Source organism: Acidisphaera sp. L21 (assembly GCF_009765685.1).
Lineage (GTDB): Bacteria > Pseudomonadota > Alphaproteobacteria > Acetobacterales > Acetobacteraceae > LMUY01.
In genome coordinates this window covers 93,245-117,296 of the sequence record NZ_LMUY01000008.1, presented here as the reverse complement: position 1 = coordinate 117,296, position 24,052 = coordinate 93,245, and the positions used below count along the sequence as shown (strand labels likewise).

27 protein-coding genes and 1 tRNA gene are annotated in these 24,052 nt (G+C 67.1%); 13 read left to right on the top strand and 15 right to left on the bottom strand.

The features are described 5' to 3' along the window. The first annotated feature begins 74 nt into the window (after window positions 1–74). The 4 genes from GSQ76_RS02100 to hpnK are packed head-to-tail and all read left to right on the top strand — an operon-like array spanning window position 75 to window position 4,126. The gene (locus GSQ76_RS02100) at window positions 75–677 is read left to right on the top strand and encodes an ABC transporter substrate-binding protein (RefSeq protein ID WP_158742257.1); all 603 of its coding nucleotides are present in this window, start codon (window positions 75–77) and stop codon (window positions 675–677) included. Further along, window positions 674–1,828, top strand: coding sequence for a bacteriohopanetetrol glucosamine biosynthesis glycosyltransferase HpnI (gene hpnI, locus GSQ76_RS02095; RefSeq protein ID WP_256366951.1), 1,155 nt, complete (start codon window positions 674–676; stop codon window positions 1,826–1,828). The genes GSQ76_RS02100 and hpnI overlap by 4 nt, the downstream gene beginning before the upstream one ends. Before the next feature lie 4 nt (window positions 1,829–1,832). Further along, window positions 1,833–3,263: a hopanoid biosynthesis associated radical SAM protein HpnJ gene (gene hpnJ / locus GSQ76_RS02090; RefSeq protein ID WP_158742256.1), complete on the top strand. Its 1,431-nt coding sequence runs from the start codon at window positions 1,833–1,835 to the stop codon at window positions 3,261–3,263. Continuing rightward, window positions 3,260–4,126 (top strand): hopanoid biosynthesis-associated protein HpnK, encoded by an 867-nt coding sequence (hpnK, locus tag GSQ76_RS02085; RefSeq protein WP_158742265.1) that lies wholly within the window; start codon window positions 3,260–3,262, stop codon window positions 4,124–4,126. Before hpnJ ends, hpnK begins: the two co-directional genes overlap by 4 nt. Here the strand turns inward: hpnK and GSQ76_RS02080 are convergent. Further along, window positions 4,087–4,740, bottom strand: coding sequence for a TIGR02466 family protein (locus GSQ76_RS02080; RefSeq protein ID WP_158742255.1), 654 nt, complete (start codon window positions 4,738–4,740; stop codon window positions 4,087–4,089). The two genes, hpnK and GSQ76_RS02080, sit on opposite strands and share 40 nt — an antisense overlap. A gap of 132 nt (window positions 4,741–4,872) precedes the next feature. Here GSQ76_RS02080 and accD point away from each other — a divergent pair, with 132 nt between their 5' ends. The 3 genes from accD to GSQ76_RS02065 are packed head-to-tail and all read left to right on the top strand — an operon-like array spanning window position 4,873 to window position 7,431. Then, window positions 4,873–5,754: an acetyl-CoA carboxylase, carboxyltransferase subunit beta gene (gene accD, locus GSQ76_RS02075; RefSeq protein ID WP_158742254.1), complete on the top strand. Its 882-nt coding sequence runs from the start codon at window positions 4,873–4,875 to the stop codon at window positions 5,752–5,754. 13 nt (window positions 5,755–5,767) lie between these two features. After that, a complete protein-coding gene (locus GSQ76_RS02070; RefSeq protein ID WP_158742253.1) occupies window positions 5,768–7,003 on the top strand; it encodes a folylpolyglutamate synthase/dihydrofolate synthase family protein in 1,236 nt (411 codons plus the stop codon). Next, window positions 7,000–7,431 carry a GNAT family N-acetyltransferase gene (locus GSQ76_RS02065; RefSeq protein ID WP_158742252.1) on the top strand — a complete coding sequence of 144 codons (432 nt, stop codon included), beginning with the start codon at window positions 7,000–7,002 and terminating at the stop codon, window positions 7,429–7,431. The genes GSQ76_RS02070 and GSQ76_RS02065 overlap by 4 nt, the downstream gene beginning before the upstream one ends. Here the strand turns inward: GSQ76_RS02065 and GSQ76_RS02060 are convergent. From GSQ76_RS02060 to GSQ76_RS02050, 3 genes are read right to left on the bottom strand one after another with little or no spacing between them, the layout of a single operon-like run. Continuing rightward, the gene (locus GSQ76_RS02060) at window positions 7,426–8,271 is read right to left on the bottom strand and encodes a phosphatidylcholine/phosphatidylserine synthase (RefSeq protein ID WP_158742251.1); all 846 of its coding nucleotides are present in this window, start codon (window positions 8,269–8,271) and stop codon (window positions 7,426–7,428) included. The two genes, GSQ76_RS02065 and GSQ76_RS02060, sit on opposite strands and share 6 nt — an antisense overlap. Then, on the bottom strand, window positions 8,268–8,936 hold the full coding sequence (locus GSQ76_RS02055; RefSeq protein ID WP_158742250.1) for a phosphatidylserine decarboxylase: 669 nt from the start codon (window positions 8,934–8,936) through the stop codon (window positions 8,268–8,270). Before GSQ76_RS02055 ends, GSQ76_RS02060 begins: the two co-directional genes overlap by 4 nt. Window positions 8,937–8,976: 40 nt before the next feature. Then, window positions 8,977–9,780, bottom strand: coding sequence for a LysM peptidoglycan-binding domain-containing protein (locus GSQ76_RS02050; protein ID WP_158742249.1), 804 nt, complete (start codon window positions 9,778–9,780; stop codon window positions 8,977–8,979). Between the two features lie 31 nt (window positions 9,781–9,811). On the opposite strand from GSQ76_RS02050, the gene GSQ76_RS02045 reads away from it, so the two are divergent. Further along, complete coding sequence (locus tag GSQ76_RS02045; RefSeq protein ID WP_158742248.1) at window positions 9,812–10,102, top strand: hypothetical protein; 291 nt, start codon at window positions 9,812–9,814, stop codon at window positions 10,100–10,102. Between the two features lie 101 nt (window positions 10,103–10,203). Further along, a complete protein-coding gene (locus GSQ76_RS02040; RefSeq protein ID WP_158742247.1) occupies window positions 10,204–10,896 on the top strand; it encodes a cytochrome b/b6 domain-containing protein in 693 nt (230 codons plus the stop codon). A gap of 19 nt (window positions 10,897–10,915) precedes the next feature. Here the strand turns inward: GSQ76_RS02040 and GSQ76_RS02035 are convergent, their stop codons facing one another. Then, window positions 10,916–11,326, bottom strand: coding sequence for a cytochrome c (locus GSQ76_RS02035; protein ID WP_158742246.1), 411 nt, complete (start codon window positions 11,324–11,326; stop codon window positions 10,916–10,918). A gap of 168 nt (window positions 11,327–11,494) precedes the next feature. On the opposite strand from GSQ76_RS02035, the gene GSQ76_RS02030 reads away from it, so the two are divergent. Together GSQ76_RS02030 and GSQ76_RS02025 are read left to right on the top strand one after the other, a co-directional pair. Further along, complete coding sequence (locus GSQ76_RS02030; protein WP_254070190.1) at window positions 11,495–12,079, top strand: TIGR00730 family Rossman fold protein; 585 nt, start codon at window positions 11,495–11,497, stop codon at window positions 12,077–12,079. Between the two features lie 42 nt (window positions 12,080–12,121). After that, window positions 12,122–12,198, top strand: a tRNA-Pro gene (locus GSQ76_RS02025). A 26-nt stretch (window positions 12,199–12,224) separates the two neighbouring features. On the opposite strand, the gene GSQ76_RS02020 is transcribed toward GSQ76_RS02025, so the two are convergent. From GSQ76_RS02020 to GSQ76_RS02000, 5 genes are all read right to left on the bottom strand, one after another. After that, window positions 12,225–13,274, bottom strand: a complete 1,050-nt coding sequence (locus GSQ76_RS02020) for an ABC transporter ATP-binding protein (protein ID WP_158742245.1) — start codon at window positions 13,272–13,274, stop codon at window positions 12,225–12,227. A 1-nt stretch (window position 13,275) separates the two neighbouring features. Then, on the bottom strand, window positions 13,276–14,097 hold the full coding sequence (ugpE, locus tag GSQ76_RS02015; RefSeq protein WP_158742244.1) for a sn-glycerol-3-phosphate ABC transporter permease UgpE: 822 nt from the start codon (window positions 14,095–14,097) through the stop codon (window positions 13,276–13,278). Next, entirely contained in the window at window positions 14,094–14,966 is an 873-nt protein-coding gene (ugpA, locus tag GSQ76_RS02010; protein WP_158742243.1) for a sn-glycerol-3-phosphate ABC transporter permease UgpA, read from the bottom strand. Before ugpA ends, ugpE begins: the two co-directional genes overlap by 4 nt. Before the next feature lie 27 nt (window positions 14,967–14,993). Further along, entirely contained in the window at window positions 14,994–16,328 is a 1,335-nt protein-coding gene (ugpB, locus tag GSQ76_RS02005) for a sn-glycerol-3-phosphate ABC transporter substrate-binding protein UgpB (protein ID WP_158742242.1), read from the bottom strand. 89 nt (window positions 16,329–16,417) lie between these two features. Then, on the bottom strand, window positions 16,418–16,729 hold the full coding sequence (locus tag GSQ76_RS02000; protein ID WP_158742241.1) for a DUF2842 domain-containing protein: 312 nt from the start codon (window positions 16,727–16,729) through the stop codon (window positions 16,418–16,420). Here GSQ76_RS02000 and GSQ76_RS01995 point away from each other — a divergent pair. Beyond that, on the top strand, window positions 16,712–17,227 hold the full coding sequence (locus tag GSQ76_RS01995) for an adenine phosphoribosyltransferase (RefSeq protein WP_158742240.1): 516 nt from the start codon (window positions 16,712–16,714) through the stop codon (window positions 17,225–17,227). The two genes, GSQ76_RS02000 and GSQ76_RS01995, sit on opposite strands and share 18 nt — an antisense overlap. 111 nt (window positions 17,228–17,338) lie before the next feature. Continuing rightward, a complete protein-coding gene (locus tag GSQ76_RS01990) occupies window positions 17,339–18,340 on the top strand; it encodes a hypothetical protein (RefSeq protein WP_216850847.1) in 1,002 nt (333 codons plus the stop codon). Here the strand turns inward: GSQ76_RS01990 and GSQ76_RS01985 are convergent. From GSQ76_RS01985 to GSQ76_RS01965, 5 genes are all read right to left on the bottom strand, one after another. Next, window positions 18,337–19,437 (bottom strand): YihY/virulence factor BrkB family protein, encoded by a 1,101-nt coding sequence (locus GSQ76_RS01985; RefSeq protein ID WP_158742238.1) that lies wholly within the window; start codon window positions 19,435–19,437, stop codon window positions 18,337–18,339. The genes GSQ76_RS01990 and GSQ76_RS01985 overlap by 4 nt on opposite strands. A gap of 61 nt (window positions 19,438–19,498) precedes the next feature. Continuing rightward, window positions 19,499–20,200 (bottom strand): ABC transporter ATP-binding protein, encoded by a 702-nt coding sequence (locus GSQ76_RS01980; RefSeq protein WP_158742237.1) that lies wholly within the window; start codon window positions 20,198–20,200, stop codon window positions 19,499–19,501. Further along, window positions 20,200–20,964 carry an ABC transporter ATP-binding protein gene (locus tag GSQ76_RS01975; RefSeq protein WP_216850846.1) on the bottom strand — a complete coding sequence of 255 codons (765 nt, stop codon included), beginning with the start codon at window positions 20,962–20,964 and terminating at the stop codon, window positions 20,200–20,202. The genes GSQ76_RS01980 and GSQ76_RS01975 overlap by 1 nt, the downstream gene beginning before the upstream one ends. Continuing rightward, entirely contained in the window at window positions 20,957–22,786 is a 1,830-nt protein-coding gene (locus GSQ76_RS01970) for an ABC transporter permease (protein ID WP_158742235.1), read from the bottom strand. The genes GSQ76_RS01975 and GSQ76_RS01970 overlap by 8 nt, the downstream gene beginning before the upstream one ends. Then, on the bottom strand, window positions 22,787–23,992 hold the full coding sequence (locus GSQ76_RS01965) for an ABC transporter substrate-binding protein (protein WP_158742234.1): 1,206 nt from the start codon (window positions 23,990–23,992) through the stop codon (window positions 22,787–22,789). Window positions 23,993–24,052: the final 60 nt, after the last annotated feature.

Genomic DNA, 24,052 nt, shown 5'->3' with positions numbered 1-24,052 from the left:
AAGGACATCGTCCGAACCGCAGCCGAAGCCGCCGGGCAGAAGATTGTCGCGCAAGCCAAGCGGGTATCCGGCCAATGATTCGCATTCTTGCCGTGTTGTTTTCGCTGGCGTTCAGCCTATCGGCGCAAGCCGCCAGCGAGGCCGCGGCGCCGATCGAGGCATTGGATCAGGGCCTGCTGAGCGTCATGCATGCCGGGAAGTCCACGCCATTCGGCCAGCGCTTCGCCACGCTGTCGCCGGTAGTGCAGCACGCGTTCGATCTCGAGACCATTCTGGAGACCTCGGTCGGCCCGCGCTGGAAAAGCTTCACGCCCGACCAGCAGCAGGCGCTCCAGGCGGAATTCCTCCGCTTCACCGTCGCCAGCTACGTCAGCAACTTCTCCTCCTTCGACGGCGAGAAATTCACCATCGATCCGGACACCAGGGCCGTGGGTGCGGAGCAGGTCGTCGCGACGCATATCATCCCAGCCAGCGGCGACCCGGCGCGTATCGACTACGTCATGCGCCAGGGCAGCAACGGTTGGCAGGCGGTGGACGTGCTGCTGGACGGCTCCATCAGCCGCGTCGCGGTGCAGCGCTCGGATTTCCGTAGCCTGTTATCCGGCGGTCCAGACGCGCTAGTGGCCAGCCTGCGTAAGAAAGTCTCGGACCTCTCGGGCGGCGCAAGCGTTCCGTGAGCCTGCTACCTCAGATCTGGGGAGGGCTGGCGGTTGCGACCGCTCTGGTCACGATGGCTGGGCTGTCGCAGGCCGTCATCGGCTGGTGGGCGGTACGACGGCATAACCTACGCGAACATACGCGGAGCCATTGGCAACCACCGATCACCATCCTGAAGCCGCTGCATGGGGACGAGCCGTTGCTGGAGGAGGCGCTGGCCTCGTTCTGCAAACAGGACTACCCGCATTTCCAGATCGTGTTCGGCCTGCAGGACCCGGCGGACCCGGCCCTGCACGTGCTGCGCCGGCTGCGCTCGCGGTTCCCCAAGCTGGATATCGAGGTCGTCATCGACCCGACGCAGCACGGGATCAACCGCAAGGTCAGCAACCTCATCAACATGTATCCGCGCGTCGCACATGACGTGCTGGTGATCGCGGACAGCGACATCCATGCGCCGCCCGACTACCTGTCCAACCTGGTGGCGGAGCTTGACAACCCCGGCGTTGGATTGGTGACGACGCTTTACGCCGGGCTGCGGGCGACTGGGACGATCGCGGCACGGCTGGGTGCGGCGCAGATCAACCACAGCTTCCTGCCGGGTGCGCTGCTGGCCCGTTCGTTGGGCCGGCGAGACTGCCTGGGCGCAACGATGGCGCTGCACCGCCACACGCTGGAAAGCGTCGGCGGCCTGCATGCGCTGGTGCATCACTTGGCCGACGACGCCGTGCTCGGCCGGCTGGTAAGCGCACGGGGCGAAACCGTGGCCTTGGCCGCAACCCTGCCGGAGACGACGGTGCCAGAGGTGCGGATGTCGCATCTTTTCGCGCACGAACTGCGCTGGGGCCGGACGATTCAGTCGCTGGCACCGGTCGGGTTCGCCCTGTCCTCGCTGCAGTACCCGCTGTTCTGGGCCGCGCTCGCCGTGCTGTTTTCGGGCTTCGAACCGTGGGCGATTTTGCTGTTTGGCGCCACGTGGCTGACGCGTGCCGCCACGATGCTGGCCATCGATGCCGAGTTGGGCCTGTCGACCGCTGTTCCCGTCTGGCTGCTGCCAGCGCGGGACCTATTGTCTGTCGCGGTCATCCTCGCCAGCTACGGCGGGAACCAAGTCGCCTGGCGCGGCCATGTTATGCAGATTTCGCCTCCGCGGCTCGCGGCAGGCAAGGGATAAAGCCATGATGAAGACGTTGTTCCTGCAGCCCCCGTCCTTCGGTGGGTTCGATGGCGGCGCTGGTTCGCGCTACCAGGCCAAGCGCGAAATCCGCTCCTTCTGGTATCCGACCTGGCTGGCCCAGCCGGCCGCCCTGGTGGAGGGGAGCAAGCTGATCGATGCGCCACCTGCCGGGTTGGGGATGGAGCCGGTGCTGGCCGCCGCCAAGGAGAGCGAAATGGTGGTGATCCACACCTCCACGCCCTCCTTCGCGTCCGACGTGAAGGTGGCGCAGGCGCTGAAGGATGCGAAGCCGTCGCTGAAGATCGGTTTCGTTGGCGCCAAGGTGGCGGTTCAGCCGCTGGAAAGCCTGAAGGGCGGACCATGCATCGACTTCGTGGCGCGCAACGAGTTCGATTTCACCATTAAGGAAATCGCCGAGGGCCGCGACTACAAGGATGTCGACGGGATTTCCTACCGCGACGCTGCGGGCACGATCCTGCACAACAAAGACCGCGCCATGATCGAGAACATGGACTCGCTGCCGTTCGTGACGGACGTCTACAAGCGGGACCTGAAGATCGAGGATTATTTCATCGGGTATCTGATGCACCCGTACATCTCGATCTACACCGGCCGCGGCTGCAAATCCCGCTGCACCTTCTGCCTGTGGCCGCAGACGGTGGGCGGTCATCGCTACCGCACGCGCAGCCCGGGCCATGTGGCCGAGGAAATTCGCCTGGCGCAGAAGATGTTCCCCCAGGTGAAGGAGTTCTTCTTCGACGACGACACCTTCACCGACGACCTGCCCCGCGCCGAAGCGATCGCGCGCGAGTTGGGCAAGCTGGGCGTCACCTGGTCATGCAACGCCAAGGCGAACGTGCCGCGCGAGACGCTGAAGATCCTGAAGGATAACGGGCTGCGGCTGCTGCTGGTCGGATACGAGAGCGGCAATCAGCAAATCCTGCACAACATCAAGAAGGGCATGCTGATCGAGGTCGCGAAGAAATTCACCCGCGACTGCCACGAGTTGGGGATCAAGATCCACGGCACTTTCATCCTCGGCCTCCCCGGCGAGACGAAGGAGACGATCGAGCAGACCATCAAGTTCGCCACCGAAATCAACCCGCACACGCTGCAGGTTTCACTTGCCGCCCCGTATCCCGGCACGTTCCTGCACAAGCAGGCGCTGGAGAATGGCTGGCTGAGCGAGGAACATGCCGAGCTGATTGACGAAACCGGCATCCAGATCGCGCCGCTGAACTATCCCGGCGTGCTGACGCATGGCGAAATCTTCGACAGCGTCGAGGTGTTCTACAAGCGCTTCTATTTCCGCGCGCCGAAGATCGCCTCCATCGTCGGCGAGATGGTGCGCAGCCCGCAGATGATGAAGCGCCGCCTGCGCGAGGGCGTCGAGTTCTTCCAGTTCATGCGTGACCGGAAGACCGCCGCCTGACAAAGGGCGGCGACCGCCGGGTCATCATCTCGGCGGATGATTTTGGCTTGTCCCTGGCCGTCAACGAGGCGGTCGAGCGGGCGCATATCGACGGTATCCTGAGCACGGCCAGCCTGATGGTCGCCGGCGAGGCAGCCGCGGACGCAGTCGCGCGGGCGCGGCGATTGCCCGGATTGCGCGTCGGGCTGCACCTGGTGGTGATTGAAGGTCCCGCGATGCTGGACCCAGCCAGCATCGCTCGGCTGGTTGGGTCGAATGGGCAATTTCCATCAGATCAGGCCGGCTTGGGCGTACGCTACTATTTCGATCCGCGGGTGCGGCGGCAGCTTCGGGCGGAAATTGCTGCGCAATACCTGGCGTTTGCTGCGACCGGTCTGCGGCTGGACCACGCGAACGCGCATAAGCACATGCACCTCCATCCCACCGTTGGCCGGATGATGATCGAAGAAGGCCGGCGGCATGGCCTGTGCGCGATCCGGATTCCAGCGGAGCCACCGGAGGTGATGGCGTCTCTTGGTGAGGACCCCAGCATTGGCGACCGCGCATTGTATCGTTGGACCAGCGTGCTCCGCCGGCAGGCTCGACGGGCAGGGTTGCGTACCAACGACCACGCGTTTGGCATCGCGTGGACGGGGCGGATGACGGCGGACCGCATCCTGCGCCTGGCCCCCGCTTTGCCGCCGGGCACCAGCGAAATCTACTTCCACCCGGCGACCGAGGCGGATACGACGATCGCCGCCCTCATGCCAGGCTATCGCCATGCGGACGAATTGGCCGCGCTACTAGACCCGGCGGTGGCGACCGCCCTACCCCCGCGGGTGGATTACGGCGCCAGGTTGATCGCGACCGACACCCGCGGCTGAGTGCCCTTGAACGGCCGCACCGCGTGAACCAGCCAGGACGGGAACAGGATCAGCGTGCCGACGGTAGGGACCAGGAAATCGCTACCCCCAGCGCTGAGGCAACCCGGCAGCGCGTAGCGCAAATTGGGGGCTACGAAGCCGGGTAGGATGCCGCGTGGGTCCTGGATTTCGAACTCGCCGCCCTCCCCTGCGGTTTGCAGCCAGTAAACGGCGGACCAGAAGCAGCCGGGATGGTGGTGCGCGGCGTTGCCGTGGCCGTCGCGGTTGACGTTGGCCCAGGCGTTGATCTTCCAATTCAGCGCGACCCGCGTCACGCCCTCCGCACCCTGCAGGCCGGTCATGGTGTTGGCCAACGCCACGGCCGCATCGACCAAGCGCTGCCCGGCAGGGCCGGACCAGGTTGCGAAATCGTCGGTGGACTGCCAACCACCCTGGTTGCTGCGGATCACACCCTGCGACCTGGCGGCGCGATCCAGGATCGTGGGCAACAATTCAGCATTGAGTTCGTCGGCCTCGTCGATCGCGGCGATGATGACGGGGGTTGCAAAGGTGTTGCGGATCTCAAAATCCGCCTTGCGAAAGCTGAGAGCGGCCGCGTCAGCGTCTGGTTGCATTGCAGCCGGGCCTCTTCTGGTGGACAGGGAAGGAGAGCATGATGCGCGCACACCCGTCATCCGCAAAATGACGCGGACGAGGGCCCGGGTAAGCTTTCGCCCCAGGCCCGGCATGTAACAGGAGCTTTGCAGTTGAGCTGGCTAACCGAAATCGTCCGCCCGAAAATCCGGTCCTGGCTGGGCCAAGAGACACGGGATGTGCCGGAAAACCTCTGGCGCCAGTGTCCGGCGTGCCAGCAGATGATCTTCCACAAGGATCTGGACGCGAACCTGAAGGTTTGCCCGAATTGCGGCCACCACATGCGTCCCACCGCGATGGAGCGGTTGGCCTGGACGTTCGACGGCGGCGTGTTCACCCGGATCGAGCTGCCGAAGGCGCCGGCCGACCCGATCAAGTTCCGCGACCAGAAACGCTACGCCGACCGCCTGCGCGAGGCGCGGGAGAAGACTGGGCTAGAGGATGCGATCGTGGTCGCGCACGGCCTCGTCGGCGGCCAGCCGATGGTGGTCGCAGCGATGGCATTCGAGTTCATGGCTGGCTCGATGGGCGCTGCCGTTGGCGAGGGCATCGTGGCCGCGGCGCGGCTCGCGGTGTTGCAGGATGCGGCGCTGGTGATCTTCACCGCCTCGGGCGGGGCGCGGATGCAGGAGGGTGCGGTCAGCCTGATGCAGATGCCGCGCACCACCATCGCCACCCGCATGGTGAAGGAGGCCAAGCTACCCTACCTCACCGTGCTGACCGACCCGACGACCGGCGGCGTCAGCGCGTCTTTCGCGATGCTGGGGGATGTGCAGATCGCCGAGCCCGGCGCGTTGATCGGGTTCGCCGGGGCGCGAGTGATCGAGCAGACGGTGCGCGAGACGCTTCCGGAGGGGTTCCAGCGGGCCGAATACCTGCACCAGCACGGCATCATCGACATGGTGGTCAAGCGCGGGGACATGCGGGAGACGCTGGGCCGCGTGGTGGGGATGCTGCGCGGCGTGCGGGTGGAGCCGGCGGAACAAGCCGCCTGAGGAGAAGCCCGGCATGAGCCGTATCGAGCCGATCGTCGCCCGGCTGCACGCGCTGCATCCGCGGCTGATCGATTTGAGCCTGGATCGCTTGCTGCGGTTGCTGGCGCAGTTGGGTCATCCGGAACAGAAGCTACCGCCGATCATCCACGTCGCCGGAACCAACGGCAAGGGCAGCACCTGCGCCTTCGTGCGGGCCATCGCCGAGGGCGCCGGGTTGCGGGTGCACGTCTACACCTCGCCCCATCTTGTGCATTTCAACGAGCGGTTTCGCGTTGCCGGCCGGTTGGTGACCGACGCGGCGCTGGCCGAGACGATGGAGGCGATCGAGCGGGTGAATGACGGCGCGCCGATCACGGTGTTCGAGGTCATCACCGCCGCCGCCTTCGTGCTGTTCGCGCAGACCCCGGCCGATCTATGCGTGCTGGAGGTCGGACTGGGCGGGCGCGGCGATGCAACGAACGTCATCACCCCGGTGGCCTGCGCCATCACCTCCATCTCGATGGATCATCGGGAGTTGCTGGGCGAAACGCTGGCGCTGATTGCGGCGGAGAAGGCCGGAATCATGAAGCCTGGCATCCCGACCGTGACCGGCGAGCAGCCGGCGGAGGCAATGGCGGCGCTGGAACACGCCGGCCCGATGCGAGCGCGCGGGCGCGATTGGTGGATCGAGCGGGATGGCGCCGGGTTGCGCTATCGCGACGCGCTGGGTGAGGTCGCGTTGCCGGCGCCGGGGCTGCCGGGTGAACATCAGTTGGACAATGCCGGAATCGCGGTCGCGGTCGTGCGCGCCGCCGGGTTGGGCATTACGGACTTCGCCGGGCTGGCGCGGGCGAGCTGGCCCGCCCGGATGCAACGCCTGCACGGCGACTTGGCGGCGCTGGTGCCAGGGCGGGAGCTGTGGCTGGACGGCGGCCATAACCCCGGCGCGGGGGACGTCCTGGCGCGGCACCTGGCCGATTGGGGCCCGACGCATCTGATCGTGGGCATGAAGCAGGCCAAGGACACGGCCGAGTTCCTGCGCCCCCTGCTACCGCACGCCGCCAGCCTTTGGGCGGTGGCCGAGCCGGAGCAGCATCAGGCCTTGCCGGTCGAGGCGATCATCGCCGCATCCGGCGGGCTCGCACGGCCTGGCCCCACCGTGGCCGACGCGCTCCGGTCATTGGACGACACGCCGGGTCGCGTGCTGATCTGCGGCAGCCTCTATCTCGCTGGGGAGGTGCTGAAGGCAGATGGGGTGCAACTGACATGATCAATCGCCTGACCGAGGCCGACCGGCCACGCTGGACCGAGCTTTGGACCGCCTATCTGGATTTCTACGACACGGCGCTGCCGGCCGAGCAGTTCGACTACACCTGGGATCGCCTGATGATGGGCGACCACCTGCACGGCTTCGCGCTGCGGCACGAGGCCCAATTGGTCGGCATCACGCATTATCTTTTTCACGAGAGCGGATGGACGATGCAGCCGGTGGTCTACCTGCAGGACCTGTTCGTCGACCCAAGCGTCCGCGGCACTGGCGGCGGCCGCAAGTTGATCGAGGCGGTGGGCGATGCCGCGCGGGAGGCCGGGGCCACGCGGATGTATTGGATGACCCAAAGCCACAACGCGACGGCAAGGCAGCTTTACGACCGGCTAGCCAAGCACTCCGGCTTCATCCGTTACGAATACCCGCTATGACGCCTCGCCCGCCAAAGGCTCCGGCGGATCGTGGTCTTCCGCGGCGGCGCGCAGCCGGCGGAAGCTGCGGCGGCTGAATGGCAGCATGCACACATAGACCAGCCCGCCCACCGCCAGCGCCGCCCAGGGGTCGGCCACCAGCAGTGCGGCCACCAGCCCGGTGCCCAGCAGCAAGGGCAGCACGTAAACGGACGGCACCTTGAAGTTCTTGAAGCTCCAGACCGGCAGGGTGGAGACGAGCAGCGTGGCCGAGCCCACCAGCACCACGGCGCAGAACAGCGGGTTGTGGACGATGGTGTATAGCCATTCCCAACCCCACTCACGCGCTTCCAGCCCGGCAAAGAGCGGGAACAGCACGATCCCCGCGCCCGCCGGTGCCGGGACGCCAGTGAAGAACGATTGCGCGTAGGCGGGCGCGGTACCGGAATCCAGCATGGCGTTGAACCGGGCGAGCCGCAGCGCCATGCAGACGGCGAACATCAGGCAGGGGGCGAAGCCGTAGCCCGCGGCCACGTGCAGCGACCACAGATACAGGATGAAGGCGGGCGCCACGCCGAAACACAGGAAATCGGCCAGGCTGTCGAACTCCGCTCCGAAGCGGGACGTGGCCTTCAGCAGCCGGGCGATGCGGCCGTCCAGCCCGTCGATGCAGGCTGCCACCAGGATCGCCACCGCGGCGCTGCCCCAACGCTGGTCCAACGCGAACCGCATCCCCGTCAGCCCGGCGCACAAGCCGAGCATGGTCATCAGGTTGGGGATCATCCGGTTGAAGGACGGACCGTTGAACCGGGGACGCGGGCGAACCCGGCCGGCGCGGCGGAACGGCCGGATGCCGCTCATGTCAGATTGGCCATCACGGTTTCACCGCCGACCATGGTCTGGCCCACCACCACCAGCGGCATCACACCCTCGGGCAGATAGAGGTCGGTGCGACTGCCGAAGCGGATGATGCCGAAACGGGCGCCGGTGAACACGGTGTTGCCCACCTTGGCGTCGCATAGGATTCGCCGGGCGATCAGGCCGGCGATCTGCACCACGGCGAAGTTGCGGCCGTCCGGCAGGCGCATGGCCAGCGCGTTGCGTTCGTTCAAGTCGCTGGCCTTGTCCAGGCTGGCGTTGACGAAGGCGCCCTTGCGGTAGGCGATGGCGGTTACCTCGGCGGTGGCGGGCACGCGGTTCACGTGCACGTTCAGCACCGACAGGAAGGTCGCGATGCGCCAGCGGGGCGCCGGACCAAGGCCCAATTCCTCGGGCGGCACGGCCAGCATCACCGACACGACCCGGCCATCGGCGGGCGACACCATGGCGTCGGCCCGACCGGGGGGCGTGCGTTCCGGGTCGCGGAAGAAGTACAGCGAGAACAGGGTAAAGACCGCGCCGGGCCAGAACAGCCAGCGGGTCAGCACCAGGCCGATCAGGGCGACGATGATGCCACCGGCGATGAAGGGCCAGCCAGCGCGATGGGGCGGGGCGAATACGGTTCGGAGGGTCTGGGCGAGGGTCATTTGAGCGGGGTTATGGCCCCGGGCTCCGGCAGCGGCAAGGTCAGTGCGGCAGCGCTACGGTGGCGACGGCGGGCGTGGCTGCGACGGCGTTGGGCGTCGCAAAGACCTGCCCCGGGTAGATCAGCCGGGCATCCCGGATCTGATCGCGATTGGCCATGAAGATGATGGTGTAGCGAATGCCGGAACCATAGGCGCGGCGGGCCAGACGCCACAGGTTCTGGCCGGGCTGCACGACCACCTGGCCATCGGCGATCTGGGTCTGCGCCAGCGTTTCCCGCTTGAACGGCAGTTCCATGCGGGTGGCGACCTGGCCCCTCTCGGTCAGTTGGTCCAGGCGGAGTTGGTGCACGCCGGGATCGACTTCGTGCGGGGGCGACATCGCCCAGTGACCCTCGGGGTCGGCCTTGGCGTCGCCCACGGGGTGATTGTCCACATAGGCCCGCACCGAGGCATCGGGCGGAGCGGTACCGCTGAACCGGATGGCGCCGTGCTCGTCATAATCCACCGTATCCAGCCCCAGTTTGCGCCCCGGCGCTGCCGACGGGGCCTGCAACAGGCGGGATGGCGCGGCCGGGGAGGCGAGCAGCGCCAGCGCGGGCGTGATTTCGGCCTTGGGGGTGGTTGCCGTTGGCGGCATGGGCACGACCACGACAACCGGCGCCTCCGCGACGGTGGTCTTCCCGCTCGGCTCCCGCGCCGACAGGATCAGTTCGCCGGCGCCGGGTGCGAGCGGGGCGGTGGGCACCATCACCCAGGCACCGCGGGAATCGGCCTGGGTCTGGCCCACGATCTTGCCACCCTCCTGCACGGTAACGGCGGTGCCGGGCGCGGCACGGCCAGCCATGACCGCGCTACCGTCGGGGGCGACGCGCACGATGTCGAAGGCCGGGGCGTTCGACGTTGGAACATTCGACGTTGGGACGTTCGACGTTGGGGCGAGTTTTGGCGCGGTGGGCACTGCAGGTTGCGTCGTTGCGACCACACCAACCGAAGGAGCCGAACTACTGGCCAGGGACACCACTGGGGCGTTCATCACCCCGGTGTGGCGCGACGTGGAGATGCCCACGGCCACACCAGTGCCGATCGCAACGAAAGCGCAAATGGCCAAGACCGACAGACGGCGTCTTGACCTGTGGCTTGCCAATAACATAACCAATCCAAAGTAACGGAACTGAGACACAAACGCAACACTGTGTGTTACCCAGGGGCTGCACATACGCTAAGCCAAGCCGGGCAAATTCGACGTCGATAAAAAGGTGAGTACACGATGAGCGGTGTGCGGCGGCCACGCGTGCGTCAGACGGCGCTACGCCTTTCCATGCGCGTCTGGGACGCCCCTACCCGGCTGTTCCACTGGGCGATCGTCCTGCTGATCGCCACCAGCTATTTCTCCATCCGATACGACAAGATCGCGCTGCATCTGCTGTCCGGCTACACGCTGATGACGCTGCTGCTGTTCCGCCTCGCCTGGGGGTTCGTCGGCAGCGAGACCTCCCGCTTCCGCCAGTTCCTGCGCAGCCCAGTCGAGGCCTTCCGGCACCTGGCCCATTTCGCCCGGCGTGAGGAGGATAACGAGATCGGCCACAATGCAGCCGGCGGCTGGATGGTGCTGGTGCTGCTGGGAGACCTCGCGGTGCAGGTCGGGCTGGGCCTGTGCAGCAACGACGATGGCGCGACCGAGGGGCCGCTCGCGCATGTCGTCGGCAAGGACATGAGCGACCGGCTGACCGCGTATCACGCGACCAACTTCAACATCTTGCTGGGGCTGATCTGCCTGCACGTGCTGGCAGTGATCGGCTATGGCGTGGTGAAGCGGCACAACCTGCTGCGGCCGATGATCACCGGCCGCAAGCGCCTGCCGGGCGCCACGCGCCAGCCCCGGATGGCATCTCCGTTGCTGGCGCTGCTGGTGCTGGCGCTGTCGGCCGTCATCGTCTGGATCGTCGCAACGCGCGTCTAGTCGACCGAAGCTATTGGCTTCAGCGCGCGCGGAACGCCCGGTGGCAGGCGCCGCACGTGCCGCCGGTGGCCTTCCACTGCTCGGCGAACCCGGCCTTGTCGTCGGCGTCGGCCAACGCGGCAAGCTTGACGGCGGCGTCGTGCAGGTTGGCGGCGTCCTTCTCGAACGTCGCGCGGTCGGACCAGATCTCCGCCTTGGCCTTCGTGTTGTGGCCGGTCTCGGTGCCGACCGGGAACATGCCGGGAATGGCCGCGCCCCAGGCGGCAATGCCCTTGGCGCCCTCGGCCAGCGGCTTGACGGAGCCACCAGACTCGACCGTCGCCTTCATGGCGGCGAACATGCCACTCACCACGTCGTAGCCGGCCTGACGACCGGCGATGATGTCGTCCGGCTTTGCCGCCAGATCCGCCGCTTGAGCCAGACCGGTCATCCCGATCGCAAGAGCCAAGCCACCCACAACCCATGCCCGCATGCGCGTTGCCCTTCGAGGTTAATGAAACGATCGTGTCACCAGTTGGGCCGTGCGCCAAGGAAAAGCGCATGACATCGGCGGCCATTCGCGGCAGACCACGCGCATTCAGTCGGGAGCATCGTATCGTTGGCAGCCAATATCCGCTCGGTGGTCGTATTCTGCGGCTCACGCGTCGGCAATGACCCGGCGTGGCGCAGCGCGGCCGAGGCATTGGGCCGCGGCCTTGCCTCGTCCGGTATCCGGCTGATCTATGGCGGTGGCCGGGTCGGCCTGATGGGCGCCGTGGCGGACGGCGCACTGGCAGCCGGTGGCGCGGTCACCGGAATCATCCCCGATTTCCTGCGCGCCCGCGAAGTCGCCCACCCCGGCGTGACGGACTTGCTGGTGACCGACAGCATGCACACGCGCAAGGCGCTCATGTTCGAGCAGGCGGACGCCTTCGTCACCCTGCCCGGCGGCATGGGCACGCTGGACGAAACGATCGAGATCATCACCTGGCGCCAGTTGGGCCTGCACGACCGCCCGGTGCTGATCGCCAATATCAACGGCTGGGCGACCAGCATGATCGCGGTACTGAACGGCTTCGTCACCGATGGCTTCGCCGATGCCTCCAGTCGGGCGCTGTACGAGGTGCTGCCGGACGCGCCGGCGATCCTGCGGCGCTTATTGACCCTTCCCGCGCGCATGCCTGCCGATAGCGCACGAGTGTAGCTTGCTTGCGTCGCGAGTGGCGGCTATACGGCGCTCCTCGGTCGGAGCGTAGCTCAGCCTGGTAGAGCGCTTGCTTCGGGAGCCAGAGGCCGGAGGTTCGAATCCTCTCGCTCCGACCAAGAGAAACCCATCCCAGGCAGATGGTTCAGGCGGCGAGTCTCTGGCCGTTGCCCGCGTCGAACACGTGGAGTTCGGCGGGTGGCAGGTCCACGTACAATACCTCGCCCACGGGCATGGCGCCGGATTGCTTCACCAGCAGCGGCGTGCCATCGGCCAACCGCCCATGCACCAGCGTTTCGGAGCCGAGGGGTTCCACCAGATCCACTGTCATCGGCAGGCCATTCGGCGTCACCACGACGTTCTCGGGCCGGATCCCCAGCGTTACCGAGGCATGGCCAGGATGTGCGTTGGGCAGCGCGATGGCGTGGCCCGAGGCGAGGCGAGCGTTGTGGCCGTCGAGCGTGGCGGGCAAGAAGTTCATCGCCGGCGCGCCGATGAAGCCGGCGACGTAGGCGGTGGCCGGACGGGCGAACACCTCCATCGGCGGGGCGAACTGCACGGGCACGCCCTGGTGCCGCACCAGCAGCCGGTCGCCGAGCGTCATCGCCTCCACCTGGTCGTGCGTGACGTAGAGGCTGGTGACGCCCAGGCGGCGTTGCAGGCGGCGGATCTCGGCCCGCATCTGCACGCGCAGGGCGGCGTCCAGGTTGGATAGCGGTTCGTCGAACAGGAACATCTTCGGGTCGCGGATGATGGCGCGCCCCATCGCCACGCGCTGCCGCTGGCCGCCAGACAATTCGCGTGGGCGCCGGGCAAGCAGTTTTTCCAGGCCCAACAGGCCAGCCGTCGCCTCGACCTTGGCGCGAATGGTGTCCTTCGGCACGCCACGGATGCGCAGGCCGTAGGACATGTTCTCCGCCACGCTCATGTGGGGGTATAGCGCGTAGTTCTGGAACACCATGGCGATGTCGCGCGCCGCCGGGTCCAGTTTGGTGATGTCGCGGCCATCCAGCAGGACGCTGCCGGAGGTCGGTGTCTCCAGCCCGGCCACAAGCCGCAATAGCGTCGATTTGCCGCAACCGGAGGCGCCGACGATCACCAGCATCTCGCCGTCGGCAAGGCTCAGGTCGACGCCTTGCAGGATGTGGGTGGAGCCGAAGCTTTTGCGCAGGCCGTCGAGTTGCAGGGTCGCCATGTTACTTTTCGCCTTCGGTAAGCCCGGCCACGAACCAGCGCTGCATCAGCAGCACCACGGCAACGGGGGGCAATAACGCCAGCACGGCAACGGCCATGACGCGGTTCCACTCGACCTGGGTTTCGACGCCGATCATTTTCACGATGCCGATGACGATGGTGTCCAATTTCGGATCGGTGGCGACCAGCAGCGGCCACAGATATTGGTTCCAGCCGAACACGAACAGGATGACGAACAGCGCCGCGATGTTGCCGGCGGACACCGGCAGCAGGATATCGCGCAAAAAGCGCCATGGCCCGGCGCCATCCATCCGCGCCGCCTCCATCAACTCGTCCGGGATCACCAGGAACACCTGACGGAACAACAGCGTGGCGGTGGCCGACGCCATCAGCGGCACGGTGAGCCCGCCGAATGTGTTGATCATGCCGAACCCGGCGATCACGTCGTAGGTCGGAATGATCCGGACCTCGGGCGGCAGCATCAGGGTGATGAAGATCACCCAGAACGCCACCATGCGGAACGGGAAGCGGAAGAACGTCACCGCATAGGCGGACAAGACGGAGATGACGATCTTGCCCACCGCGATCGTCAGCGCCATGCCGAACGAGACCAGCAGCATGCGCCATACCGGCTGGGCCCCTGCCCCGCCGGAGGACAGCACGTCGATATAGACGTGCAGGCCGGACCAATGCGGGATCAGCGACAGATCGCCACGTGCGATGGCGCCTGGGTCCTGGGTGGAGCCGGCCAGGATCATCCATAGCGGCAGCGCAAATAGCAGCACGCCGAGGATGATGATCCCGTGGGTGAGCGCGCGGTTCATTTGCCGCGTTTACCCATGAAGCGGAACTGCACCGCCGTCAGCACGATCACCCCAACCATCAGCACCACCGACTGGGCGGAGGATGAGCCTAAGTCGAGGTTGATGACGCCGTCGCGATACACCTTGACCAGCATCGTCTCGGTCGCCTTGCCGGGGCCGCCTTGCGTCAAGGCCCAGATCGCGCCGAACGTGTCGAACGCGGCATACACCACGTTGACGACGATGAGGAAGAACACTGTCGGCATCAGCAGCGGCAAGGTGATGGTGCGGAAGCGGTAGAACCCATGGGCGCCATCCATACGCGCGGCCTCCGTCACGGTGCGGGGCACGGATTGCAGCCCGGCGACGAAGAAGATGAAATTGTAGCTCACCTGTTTCCACGCGCTGGCCAGGATGACCAGCAGCATCGCCTGCGTGCCGTTCAGGGAATAATCCCAGCCGAGATTGTGGTTCAGCCAGCGGCCGAGCAGGCCGATCTGCGGATGCAGCAGGAACAGCCAAATCACGCCGGCCACTGCGGGGGCGACCGCGTAGGGCCAGATCAGCATCGTCCGATAGATGCCGCGGCCGCGCACCACGCCCTCCACCATCACGGCCAGCAGCAGCGCCGTGCCCATGGAAATGACGCAAACGGCGGCTACGAAGCCGATCGTGCGCAAGATGGTTTCGACGTAGAGCGGGTCGGCGAACAGATCGTTGAAATTATCGATGCCGACGAAGACGGAGGACAGGCCGAACGGGTCCGTCCGGGTGAGGCTGGACCAAACCGCCTCACCCGCCGGCAATAGGAAGAACACAACGGTCAGGGCCAGTTGCGGCAGGACAAGCGCTGCCGGCAGCAGCCAGCCCGGAAAGATGGTGCGGCGCATATCAGGCGCCGCCCACCGTTACGGGCATCAGGTGTGTACGGATTTCTCGAACTCGCGCAGGACTCGGTTGCCGCGGGTGGTGGCGCTGTCCAGCGCGGCCTGGGCGGTCTGCTGGCCTTGCAGCGCCTTCTCCACTTCCTCGTAGATGATGTTGCGGATTTCCGGCAGGCGGCCCAGACGCAGGCCGCGGCTGTTCTGCGTCACGCTGCCACGGGTCAACTGCTGGATCGGCAGTTCGGTCCCTGCGTTCTTGGCGTAGAACCCGTCCGTCTTGGACTGCTCGTAGCCCGCCAGCGTCACCGGGACGTAGCCGGTGTGCTGGTGCCAATCGGCCGCATTGCGCGGCTGGGCCAGGAAGGCGAGGAAGGCGGCGGTCGCCTTATATTCCTCGACCGGGCGCGTCGGCGTGGTCATGGTCCACAGGCTGGCGCCGCCGATGATGGAGTTGATCGGCTGCTTGATGATCGCCGGGTCGTAGGGAAGGAACGCGTTCGACCATTTGAACTTGGCGCTCTTGATCAGATCGCCGCGTATGCCGGAGCTGTTGAAGCCGATGGCTGCCTGGCCCGACAGGAAGATGGTGTCGCCGGCACTGTCCCGGCCGCCGTATTTGAACAGTCCAGCCTTCTGCCAATCCAGGAAGCGCTGCAGCTGCTTGACGAAGTCGGGCTTGTTCACCTCCAACACCGCGTTCAACCCGCTGAAGCCGTCGCCCTCGCTGGCGAAGGCGATGTTGTGCAGTGCTGCGTACTCTTCCAGATGGATCCACGAGAACCAGCCCGACGAAATCGGGAAATCCGCGGCAGCCTTGGCCTTCAACGCCTCGGCGGCATGCGTCACCTCGTCGTAGGTCGTGGGGGCCTTGGCGGGGTCGAGCCCGGCCTTTTCGAACGCGTCCTGGTTGATCCACATGACCGCGGTGGAGGAATTGAACGGGACGGACGCCATGCGGCCATCGGCCAGGCTGTAATAACCGCGCACGGCGGGGATGTAGCTTTCGGCCTTGATGTCGGCCCCGGTCTCCTGAATGAGCTGCCAGGCGGGCTTCACCGCGGCGCCGGCGGCCAGCATCGTGCCGGTGCCGACCTCGAACACCTGCACCAGGTTCGGCGCCTGCCCGGCGCGGTAGGCGGCGATGGCGGCGGTCAGCGTCTCCGCATAGGTGCCCTTGAAGACCGGCTGCACCTCGTATTGCGACTGGGACGCGTTGAACGCGGTCGCCAAGCGGTTCACTTCCTCATTCAGGGCCGCCGTCATGGCGTGCCAGAAGACGATCTTGGTCTTCCCGGACTGGGCGCGGGCGTGCAGCGCGGGGGTAAGCGCCAGGGCGGCGGCGCCCGAGAGCAGCGTGCGGCGGTTCATGTAGCGGATTCCTCGACCAGGTGGGCGTTGCGGGGTAGGGCCCCGTCGTTTCACCAGAGTGACAGATCTATGACGGTTCTGTGAAGCGGCTAGCGCTTGTGAACGCTCCACAGCATCAGCCAGCGGATTGGAAACACCCAGATCACGCCGGCCAGCAGGAAATACACCGCTTGCACCGGCCAGGCCTGGGGCAGCACATCCGGCAGGGTAATCGCCGCGGCGATGTAGACGATGATGAAAACCACCCCCATGACGGAGGCTGCAAACGGGCGGGGCATGCAGCCGGTTAGCGCAACCGGCGCCGCCCGGCTATAGGGGCCAATCGCAACCGCACAGTTATCGCCCAACGCCCCCGCTAACGCCCCCGCCAAGGACAGCACGCCATGAACCTGAAGGACCATATCGCCGCCATCCCGGATTTCCCGAAACCGGGCATCCTGTTCTACGACGTGTCCACGTTGCTGCGGCATCCAGATGCGTGGCAGGTAGCCATGGGCCGGCTATCCAGCACGGTGCGGCGCTGGCAGCCGGATCTGTTGGCCGGCGTCGAATCCCGCGGGTTTCTGCTGGCGGCCCCGCTGGCGCTCAAGCTGGGCTGCGGCTTCGTGATGCTGCGCAAGCGCGGCAAGCTGCCGGGCAAGGTGATCGGGCATGATTACGCCCTGGAATACGGCACCGACCGGCTGGAAATACAGGCCGACGCGGTGACGCCGGGCCAGCGCGTGGTGGTGGTGGACGATCTGCTGGCGACCGGCGGCACCATGGCGGCGGGCATCACCCTGCTGCAATCCATCGGCGCCGAAGTGCCCGGCGCGGCAGCGCTGATCGAGCTGAATTTCCTGGGTGGCCGCAAGAAGCTCAACGTGCCCTTCGAAAGCCTCATTGCATACGATGAATAGCCCCGGTTTGACATGGTCCGTCACCCCGGTAGGAGTGTGCGGCGGCAAACCGACAGGGGGGATGTCTCGGTGACGCAAACAATCACGCGTCGGATGTTGCTTGGCTCGGCCATGGCGACGAGCGTTGGCATGGCCGCCTACGCCGCAGCCGCCACCGCCCCGTTCGCGGACGGCGTCACGTTGATCGTGGCAGGGCCCGGCGGCGGACCGGTGGATTCCTGGGCGGAGTGGCTGGCGCCGAGCTTGGGCAAGGCGCTGCCACCGGGCACGCAGCTTCGCAAGGACCTGGTGGGCGGCATCGACGGCGTCACCGGGGCGAACCAGTTCGAGGCCCGCACGGTGCCCGATGGCGGCACCGCATTGTTGCTGCCGGGCAGCGCTGCCATGGCCTGGCTGGTCGGCGACCCCCGCGCCCGCTTCGACGTCGGGCACTGGGTCCCGGCACTGGCCGGGATCACGCCTGGCCTGGTGGTCAGCCGGCTGTCGTTGGCGCAGGTGATGGCGGGCGCCTCGGTCCGCATCGCCGCATCTGGCCCGTCCGGGCAGGAACTACCGGCGCTGTTGGCGTTGGATCTGTTGGGCGTGAAATGGACGCCGGTCTTTGGCCTGACGGACGCCGCAGCCTCCGCTGCGCTCGCGGATGGCGAGGCCGATGCAGTGTGCCTGCATGGCCGCCGGGTGGCCGAGATGGCGCAGCTCCTCGCCTCCACCGGCGTGCGGCCGCTCTTCTCCTTCGGCAGCGTCGACGACACAGGGCGCCGGGTGCGCGACCCGGCCTTCCCCGACACCCCGGCGCTCAGCGAGTTGATGGCCGTGCGCCCGGCAACGCCCGGCATGCGCAACGCCTGGCGCGCCACCGCTGCGGCTTCGGAACTCGATATGGCGCTGGTGCTGCCGCAGTTGACCCCGGCCTCGATGGTGGCGCTGTGGCGGCGCGCCTGCGCCCAGGCAATCGGCTCCTCCCCGGTGCAGGAGCAGGCGAGCGCACTGGGCGTGCGTCCGCAAGGCGTGCCGGCCGCCACCGCCAGCACCACCGCGGTGTTGGCCGATGCGACGGCCCAGTTGGAATTGCGCAACTGGCTGGCGACGCGGCTGAACTACCGGCCGGCCTAAAGCTTTACGTCCGCCTTGTAGGCGCCGCGGGAGCCCATGGGCTTCGGGGGCCCAACGGTGGTGTCGTGCCAGGTCTGCTGCTCCAACTCGGCATTCAACTCCCCGCCCACCAGCACGATGATGGTGGAGATCCAGATCCAGGTCATGAAGCCGATGGCGGCGCCTAGCGAGCCATACGTCTTGTTGTAGCTGCCGAAATTGGCGACGTAGTACGAGAACCCGATCGAGGCGAGCAGCCACACCACGGCGGCGAAGGCGCTGCCGTAGCTCACCCATTGCCAGCGTGCCTGGGTGCGGCTGGGGCCGAAGCGGTAGACCGCGGCCAGGAACAGCCCCAGTACCACCATCAGCGCCGGCCAGCGCGCCGACGCCAGCAACGCGGTGGCCCAACTGCCAAGCCCGAAGAAGCTAATGATCAGCGGCACCACGATGATGGCGCCCATGGCCAGCAGGATGAACACGATGGCGCCCAGGGTGAACCCCAGCGTGATGACGGTCCGCCACACGAAACCACGCTTCTCCTTCTCGTGATAAACCACGTTCAGCGCGTCGAAGAGCCCCTTGATCCCCTGGTTCGAGCTCCAGAGGGATGTGAACAGCCCGATCAGCACCCCGGCATGCAGGGCCTGGCGACCATTGCTGGTTAGCGACTTCACCTGGCTGGTGATGATGTCCAGGCCGCCGCCCGGCAGCACGCCCTGCAGATTCTGCAACTGGTCGTTCACCACCGCCGGGTCGGCGAACAGGCCGAATAGCGAGATGAGGGTCGCGATGGCCGGAAAGATCGCCAGCAGGGTGTAGAAGGTGACGCCCGCGGCCTCCGTCATCAGGCGGTCGTCGTTGAAGCCGACGGCAACCCGCTTGAACACCGTCACCCAGCCGCTGGGGGGAATTTCCAGCGGGGTGGTGGCTTCGCGCCCTGCGATGTTCGTCTCGACAGCGCGTTTCTCGGAGCCCGGCGTAATGTCGTGGCGCGATCCGGGGAGACGACCGGGGGCCTGGGCGGTGCCGGTGGCACGCCCGTAGACTGCCGTCAGCAACCCGAGCGTCGCCAATGCGACCAATAGCGCGGTGCTGGTGCCGGACTCCTTCGCCATACGAAACGCTCCTTGTCGCAGACTGCCTTTATCGCTGACGACAGTGGCAAGTTGCAGTGCACTAAACCGCCAAATACCGGGCGTGGACGGCTGGATTGGCTTGCAGTTTGGCCATCCCGCCGGACCAGACGGCGCGACCGCTCTCGATCACCACCGCCGTGTCGGCCACGCGGCGGGCGAAATGCAGGTTCTGTTCGGCCAGAACGATGCCGACGCCCTCCGCCTTCAGCGCCAGGATCGCGGCCTCTATCTGCTCGACGATGACCGGGGCCAGGCCCTCGCTCGGTTCGTCCAGCAGAACCATGCGAGGATTGCCCATCAGGGTTCGGGCGATGGTGAGCATCTGCTGTTCCCCACCGCTCATCCGACCGCCCGGGCGGGTGCGGAGGGCGCCTAGATTGGGGAACAGCGCGTAGAGCCGCTCTGGCGTCCAAGGCGACAGGCCGGGGCGTGGCGGCTGCCGGCCGACCTCCAGATTCTCCCAGACGGTGAGATCGGTGAAGATCCGTCGCTCTTCCGGCACGTAGCCAAGGCCGAGCCGGGCTATGCGATGCGGCTCGGCCCGGGCGATCTCGTGGCCGTCGAAGGCGATGTGGCCGCTGCTGGGGCGCACCAGGCCGATGATGGATTTCAGCGTCGTGCTTTTCCCGGCGCCGTTGCGGCCGAGCAAAACCAGCACCGACCCGGCGGACGCGGTGAAGCCGATGCCGTGCAGGATATGGGCGCGGCCGTAATGGCTGTTGAGGCCTTCGACCGTCAGCATCAATGGCCGCCGCTGGTCTGGCCGGTGCCGAGATAGATCTCCCGCACCTGCTGGTTGGCGCGGATCTGTGGCCCGGTGCCGCTGGCGATCAGCCTGCCGCGGTTCAGCACCAGGATCCGATCGGCGGTGGAGAACACCACATCCATGTCATGCTCGGTGAACAGCACGGCGACGCGGCGGCCGCTGGCGAGGCGCCGGGTGAGCTGCATCAGCGCCACGCGTTCGGCCGGGGCCATGCCGGCGGTCGGCTCGTCCATCAGCAGCAATCGCGGCTTGTCGGCCAGGGCCATCGCCAGTTCCAACCGCTTCAGGTCGCCATAGGCCAGGATCGCGGCAGGGCGGCTGGCCTGGGCCAGCAGACCGACGGCTTCCAGCAATGCCGCGGCCTCCGCCGCGTGTTGGTCGCGGACCGGCCGCCAAGCACGCCAGAATTCCCGCCTCGCCGCCAGCAGCGCCATCTGCACATTTTCCCGCACCGTCATCGAGCCGAAGGTCGCGGTGATCTGGAAGGTGCGGCCGACCCCCAGCCCGGCGATACGGCGCGGCGATAGCCCGGTGATGTCACGGCCATCGAGGCGGATTTGCCCGGCATCGGGGCGCAACTGGCCGCCAACCATGTTGAAGGTCGTGCTCTTGCCGGCGCCATTGGGGCCGATCAGCGCCAGCATCTCCCCCTGGTCCAGGGTGAATGACACGTCGGACACGGCCGGTTGGCCACCGAAGGCGCGGCGCAGCCCGGTGACGATCAGCCGCGGTTCAGGCATCGCCATGCCGCCCGGCGAAGGCGCCGGCGAGCCCCGCGGGGAACAGCAGCACCAGCGCCACGATGGCCGCGCCCAGCACGAACCGCCACAACTCGGTCGCGCGCAGCAGCAAATCCGACAGCCCAGTATAGGCGAGCGCGCCGATGATCGGGCCGGTCATGGTGCCGACGCCGCCCAGCAGCACCATCAGCAGCGCGTCGACGGAGCGGGGAATGCTGACATAGGTGGGAAAGGCGCTGCCATGCGCGAACGTGAAGATCGCCCCGGCCAACCCCGCCGCGGCGCCGGACACGGTAACGGCCACGACCCGGATGGCGTTACTGGGCAGCCCGATCGCGTCCGCCCGCGCCGGCGCGTCGCGCGTCGCACGAATGGCGTAGCCCAGCGGCGCATACAGCACCCGTCGCAGCAGCAGCGTGCCGCCAGCGCATAGCGCCAGGGTCAGCCAGTAGAACCGCGCCGGCGACGCCACCCAGCCCGGCGGCCACACGCCGAGAATGCCGTTATCGCCGCCCGTGAGTCCGACCGATTGGAACGCGATGGCCCAGACGATTTGCGCGAAAGCCAGCGTGAGCATGGCGAGGTAGATGCCCGACAACCGCACCACGACTGCGCCGAACGCGCCGGCGATCACCCCCGCTGCCACCGGCGCCAGCAGCAGCGCCAGCGGCATGGGCGCCGCCAGCACGGTGGCGGACAGGGCGGCGGCATAGGCGCCGATGCCGAACCAGGCGGCGTGGCCGAAGGACGGCATACCCCCCGGCCCCATCATGAAGTGCAGGCTGGCAGCGAACAGAACCGCGACCGCTGCCTCCGTCCCGATCGCCAGGATCCAGGAGGGTGCCACCAGCGGCGCCAGCACGAACAGCAGCAGCAACACGACGCCAACCCAGCGCAGGGCCGGGCTGGAAGGGCGCACTGGCGGTTGCGCACCCAGCACCGCGGCTGCTGCAACCGGGCGCCCGAGCAAGCCGTTCGGCCGTACCGTCAGCACCGCGGCCATCACCAGGAAGACCAGCACCAGCGTGATCTTCGGCAGCACCACGATCCCAACGGCCTGCAACCCGGCGATCAGCAGGCTCGCCAGATACGCGCCGGGAACGCTGCCAAGGCCGCCGATCACAACGACGACGAACGCCTCCGTCACCACCGACAGGTCGATGCCGAGATTCGCCGAGCCGTCCGGCAAGGCGAGTGCCCCCGCCAACCCGGCCAGTGCCGAACCCAGCGCAAATACGGTGGTGAACAGCACGCGTTGGTCGACGCCCAGGCACGCCACCATCTCCCGGTCCTGGGTCGCGGCGCGCACCAGGCGGCCCCACCGGGTGCGGTTCAGCACCAGCCAGAGCAGGGCCAGCACCACCGGGCCGGCTGCGATGAGATACAGGTCGTATTGGGGAAACCGCTGGTCCAGCAGGGTGACGAAACCGCGCATCCAGGGCGGGCGGGGCAGCGACAGGTCGTCCGGCCCCCAGATGTGCAGCGTTGCATCCTGCACCATCAGCACCACGCCGAACGTGGCGAGCAACTGAAACAACTCCGGCGCGCGGTAGATCCGGCGCAGCAGCGTCATCTCCAGCAGCGCACCCAGCGCCGCCAAGGCCAGCGTGGTTGCCAACACGCCGAGGCAGAAGGACGCCGGGTCGCGCGGCAAATGGCGCAGGATGGTCCAGGCGACGTAGGCGCCCAGCATCGTCAGGCTCCCGTGCGCGAAGTTCACCACGCGGGTGACACCGAAGATCACCGTGAGCCCGGCCGCTACCAGGAACAGTGAGGACGCGCTGGCGAGCGCCGTCAGCGCCTGGGAAAGGAGGAAGCCCAATCAGGCGGGTCGCACGTTCCGCACGAAATCGTCGGTGGGCATGACGGTGGCGCCATCGACGTAGTGCCAGTCCTTCATCGCACCCTTGCCGCCGACCAGCGCCGTGCTGCCAACGAAGGCGCCTAGGGTGCTCTGGTGGTCGATGCTGCGGAAATTGGCCGAGCCGAACGGCGTGTCGAATTGGGCGCCCGCAAACCCCTTGATCAGCGCCGGCAGGTCGGTGGCACCCGCCCGCGCCACACCCGCGACGATGGCGTGGATCAGCGTGTAGCCGACGACGGAGCCCATGCGCGGCGGCTCCTTGAACATGGCGCGGTAGTCCTCGACGAACTTGGTATTGTCCGGAGTCTTCAACTGGTCCCACGGATAACCGGTGACGAGCCATCCCTCCGGCGCCTCGTCCCCCAGCGGGTCCAGGTACTCCGGCTCCCCGGTCAGGACGGAGACGACGCTGCGTCCCTCGAACAGGCCGCGGGTGTTGGCGGCGCGGACGAAGGCGGTGAGGTCGCCGCCGAACAGAACGTTGAAGATCCCCTCCGGCTTGGCCTGTTCCAGCGCGGCGACGGTGGGTCCAGCGTCCAGCTTGCCGAGCGCCGGCCATTGCTCGGCCACGACCGTCACGTCCGGGCGGACCTTGGCCATCATCTGCTTGAACCATTTCACGCAGGATTGGCCGTATTCGTAATTGGGCGCGACGGTGACCCAGCGCTTGGCCGGCAGCTTGGCGGCTTCCTGCATCAGCATCGCGACCTGCATGTACGTGTCGGGGCGCAGGCGGAAGGTGTTGGGGTTACCCTTCTCCCACACCAACGCATCGGCCAGCGGCTCACCGGCGACATACAGCGCCTTGTTCTGCAGCGCATAGTCGCTGAGCGCGAGGCCGACATTGGACAGGAAGCCGCCCGCCAGCAGGTCGGCATGGTTGTCGCCCAGCAACTCCCCGGCCAGGCGGGTGGCGTTCTGCGGCTGCCCGGCGTCGTCGCGGCTCAGCACTTCCAGCTTGCGGCCCAGCACGCCCCCGGCCGCGTTCACCTGCGCCACCGCCAATTGCCAGCCATTGCGATACGGCAGGGTGAAGGCCGGTTGCGCGGTGTAGCTGTTGACCTCGCCCACCCGCAGCACGCCCGACCCCTGCGCCCGCACCAGGGCCGGGGCGGCAAGGGTCGCTGCAGTTCCTGCCAGCAAGGCGCGGCGGGTCACGGTCACGATCGGCCTCCTCAACGATCCGTGATGCTCGTCGGCGAAGGCGCGGCGTGTCAATCGCCG